Consider the following 3,810-nt stretch of genomic DNA (forward strand, 5'->3'; position numbering starts at 1 on the left):
GCGGCGACGATCGTTCGGCACAGCCGGAAGCTCATCCTGAAACTGGCTCACGACTTTCCATACCGCCATGCGTGGAAGCGAATCGAAGCGCGGCTGGCGACCATGTCAGGTTAGAGATTCCCACAATTTTACATGGAAAACCAAAAGCCCCTTGCGGTGGGGGAGGGGGGAGGAATACCTTTCAACGCTGACGGGGAGTTGTCTGGCTGGGAACTTCCCTGTTATTTACAGGGTGTTATGCGCTAACATCTCGTGATTTTACCGAAACAATGGGCTTTCGAAATTTAGGATAATTTGATATAGTTTCACCAACCGGATGAAGGGGGGCCACCGCCATCAAAAAAGTGGGACGCAACGACCCGTGCCCCTGCGGAAGCGGGAAAAAATACAAGCGCTGCTGCTACGAGAAAGACCGGGCGAACAAGGTCACCCGCATCGCGCCGGAGGAAGCGGACGCGGATTCCTTCGACATGCCGATAACCGCCCAAACCGTTTACGGTCTGTTGCAAGGGGATTACTGGGAAAATCCGACCTACCTGACCGTGGCGCGGCAACTGGTAAGCGGCATGAAGGACGAATACGATTGGGAAACGATCGGCGAAGCGGTCGTCTTATGGAGCATCTTCTCCAGATCCGCAAAACCCGAAATACGAAAAACCGCCGTCTTTCCTGCATCGCTAGAGTACTTTATCGCACAACTCAAAGGCCGCCGGGACGTCACGCTGACCCGCCTTGCCGGGAAATACGGCGTGTCCGCCACAACGATCTCCCAACGTTACCGGGAAATTCTGGCGTTCACCATGGGAGCGGGGGAACAATACTGGGGGAACTCCATGGAAGAAGCAGAAAATGACGAGGAGTTCGACGAACTTCCCTTGCGCCAGTCCAGGATGACGATGGAACAGACGCTGGCGGCCGTGGAGCGGTTGCTGGAAGAACGGGAATTTTCCTCCGAAAAAGAGGTTCAAGCTTTTCTGGCCCGGTTGAACGAACCCCAAAACGCGCACTTCCTGGACCGCAAACCGTCCACTCCCGCGGAACAGGCGCAGGATTTGTTGTATGACGCCTGGGACGAACCTTCGCCCGCCAAACGCGTCCGCATGGCCCGCAAGGCGCTCAAACTCTACCCCGACAGCGCCGACGCCTGGAACATTCTGGCGGAAACGGAGGCGTCCTCCGCCGAAGAAGCGCTAATATACTATCAAAAAGGCATGGAGGCCGGGGAACGGGATTTGGGAAAAGCCTTCATCGAAGAAAACAAAGGGCACTTCTGGGGCATCGTCCGAACCCGCCCTTACATGCGCGCCAAGTTCGGCTATGCCTGCACGCTTCATGAACTGGGCCGGTTGCGGGAAGCCGTCCGCCAGTACGAGCAGTTGCTCGAGCTCAACCCGAACGACAACCAGGGCGTGCGCTACCAGCTGATCATCGCGCATCTCGAACTGGGCGAGTATGAGGCGGCGGACAAGCTGCTCAACGACACGTACCGCGACGAGTGTTCCGCCGAATTCAACTATAACCGCATCCTGGTCGAATACGGTCTGCACGGCTTCTCGCCTGCCCTTTCGGACTTGTTCCGGGAAGCCGTGGAACTAAATCCTTATGTACCCGAATACCTGACCGGCCAAAAGCGTCTCCCCCGGGACATGCCGGAATTTTTCAGATTCGGAGACCGGGATGAAGCGGTGTTATACGCCGGACAGTATCTTCATCTGTGGCGTCGGCAACCGGAATTGCTCAAGTGGATTCGTCAGCAGTTGCGTTCCGTGCGCTGATCCTCGGGGATCGGGCCCCTCGCCCCGATCCCCTTGATCTTTTTTTCGGCTTTTTTGAATCCCTCGGAAAACTTGTCGTCCCAAACAATAACAGCCCATAAAAACGAAAAATTGACAAATGGACGAACAAATTGCGCTTCCCCGTCGTCTATAAGGAAAAACGCCGAAGGAGCGGAGCCAACTGATGAAAACAGGATGGGTTGCTCTTTTACTGTTGCTGGGCGCCGTACTGGCCGGATGCGGGGAACGCCCGGAAAGCCAGGCCGCTCAGGGGACGCAACCGTTCGGGGAAACGCAGCAGGCGGAAACAGGAACGCCGCAAGCTTCCGAAGAAACGGAACGGCAGGCGGTCACAAGCCTCGTGGAGAATTTCGGCAAAATGTTAAAGATGGTGTCGCTGCTGGCCCCCGAGCAGGATGTGCGCAACAGTCTGCAGACGCACTACGGCAAGTTTGTTTCCCCTCCTTGCTGGAGAAATGGCAGAACGATCCGCGGCAGGCGCCCGGACGGCTCGTGTCCAGTCCATGGCCGGACCGGATCGACGTGTTGGCGGTGGAAAAAGTGGCGGACGACCGCTACCGGGTGAAGGGCGAGATCATCGAGGTGGCAAGCGCTGGAACAGGCGGGGCCGGCGGCACTGGAGCAGGGGAAGCTGGCGGCGCGGAAGCCAAGGAAAAAGCAATTGCGGAAGCCGGTGAGACCGCAGGCGCGGAAGTGGAAGCGGCTGTCGTCATCGCCGCGAAGCGGGCCATCACGCTTGAAATGGGGAAATTCGGCGATCGCTGGCTGATTGACGCGGTCGGGCTGGGCGCTTATGTGGACGATCCTGCGAGCTCCGGGGATGCAACGCCGAACACCGGAGACGGGCAAACCCATACCGGGAACGATCAAAACAGCACCGGGAACGGAAATTCGGACGACAAGGCCGGGAGCACCGACACCGCAGGTGGCCCCGCCGAGACCGTGGTTTACGAAAACGACGAATACGGGTTCCGCTTTACTTTGCCGGCCGGCTGGAAGGGCTACACGATCGTCCAGGATACTTGGGAAGGCCTGTCCCTGGAGGAATCGTCCGAAGGCGAGGTGACCGAGTCCGGCCCGATCGTGTCCATCCGGCATCCGAAATGGACGGCCGAACAGCCGCGGCAGGACATCCCCATTATGGTGTTCACGCTGGATCAATGGGAAGCCCTGGAACAAGGGAAATTCCATATCGGCGCCGCCCCCGTCGGTCCGCGCGAACTGGGCCGCAATTCGCGTTACTTGTTCGCCCTCCCGGCGCGATACAACTATGCCTTCCCCACCGGCCACGAAGAAGTGGAAGACATTCTGAACGGCAACCCGCTGAAGCCGATGGAAGCAGAGGCATAAACGGAGGCGGATGGAAGCGCAGGCGTAAATGAAGAAACGGGATTTCGAACACAAGAACCGCCGCCAGTCGGCCGATCCTCGACCGAACGGCGGTGGTCATTTCAATCGCGCTCATCTTTCAAATTGTCCTTTACCCAGGCGTACTCCTGTTCCAGTCGACGGAGCAGCTTCGGGCTTTCCTGGGCCGCATATTTTCTCATGTAATCCAGATCCAGCTGTTCCAGGTGGCTCGCCATCAAAAACCTGGCCCATTCCCGGCTTCGCGTATCGTCCCAAAACTCTGCGGCTTGCAAACGATCAACCTGAATTTCGAAAGTAAAACTCTTTTAAAAACATAAAAAGGGCTCCTATTCTTTGGTAGAATGGTGTTTGACGAAAAAAACTCCAGCCAAAGAAAGGAGCACCTTTAAAGTGAAGTCTACCACACCCGTCAGCAAAATCAAGACAGAATTTTCCCTGCGACATGCGACCAGTTTCGGAGGCGCCAAAATCTTTCTGGAATACCTCGAGAAAATCAAGCTCGCCAAGGCGCTGCAGGGGCTATCGTTTGCGAAGGCAAACAACTCGTTGTTTCCCCTCTACCGCATCCTGCTGTATCTCATTGTCGGCTGGGTGCTCGGCTGCCAGCGGCTCTTTCATTTTCGCAAGTTGCAATATGATCCGC

At 56.9% G+C, this 3,810-nt stretch carries 4 protein-coding genes and 1 pseudogene; 4 read left to right on the forward strand and 1 reads right to left on the reverse strand.

Going from position 1 to position 3,810, the window contains the following annotated elements; genetic code table 11:
- Positions 1 to 344 precede the first annotated feature (344 nt).
- The 3 genes from BAA01_00440 to BAA01_00450 all read left to right on the forward strand — a co-directional run bounded on the left by BAA01_00440 (position 345) and on the right by BAA01_00450 (position 3,146).
- A complete protein-coding gene (locus tag BAA01_00440) occupies positions 345 to 1,775 on the forward strand; it encodes a hypothetical protein (protein ID OUM84545.1) in 1,431 nt (476 codons plus the stop codon).
- A gap of 184 nt (positions 1,776 to 1,959) precedes the next feature.
- The gene (locus BAA01_00445; GenBank protein OUM84546.1) at positions 1,960 to 2,361 is read left to right on the forward strand and encodes a hypothetical protein; all 402 of its coding nucleotides are present in this window, start codon (positions 1,960 to 1,962) and stop codon (positions 2,359 to 2,361) included.
- Entirely contained in the window at positions 2,337 to 3,146 is an 810-nt protein-coding gene (locus BAA01_00450) for a hypothetical protein (protein ID OUM84547.1), read from the forward strand. Before BAA01_00445 ends, BAA01_00450 begins: the two co-directional genes overlap by 25 nt.
- A gap of 101 nt (positions 3,147 to 3,247) precedes the next feature.
- Here the strand turns inward: BAA01_00450 and BAA01_00455 are convergent, their stop codons facing one another.
- Positions 3,248 to 3,439, reverse strand: coding sequence for a hypothetical protein (locus BAA01_00455; GenBank protein ID OUM84548.1), 192 nt, complete (start codon positions 3,437 to 3,439; stop codon positions 3,248 to 3,250).
- Positions 3,440 to 3,557: 118 nt separating this feature from the next.
- Here BAA01_00455 and BAA01_00460 point away from each other — a divergent pair.
- Positions 3,558 to 3,810, forward strand: a pseudogene (locus BAA01_00460) (transposase).

It is taken from the genome of Bacillus thermozeamaize (assembly GCA_002159075.1).
Taxonomy (GTDB): Bacteria; Bacillota; Bacilli; order ZCTH02-B2; family ZCTH02-B2; genus Bacillus_BB; species Bacillus_BB thermozeamaize.

Coding starts and splice junctions, on each gene's coding strand:
- BAA01_00445 (OUM84546.1), top strand. CDS start 1,960: ATGAAAACAGGATGGGTTGCTCTTTTACTGTTGCTGGGCGCCGTACTG.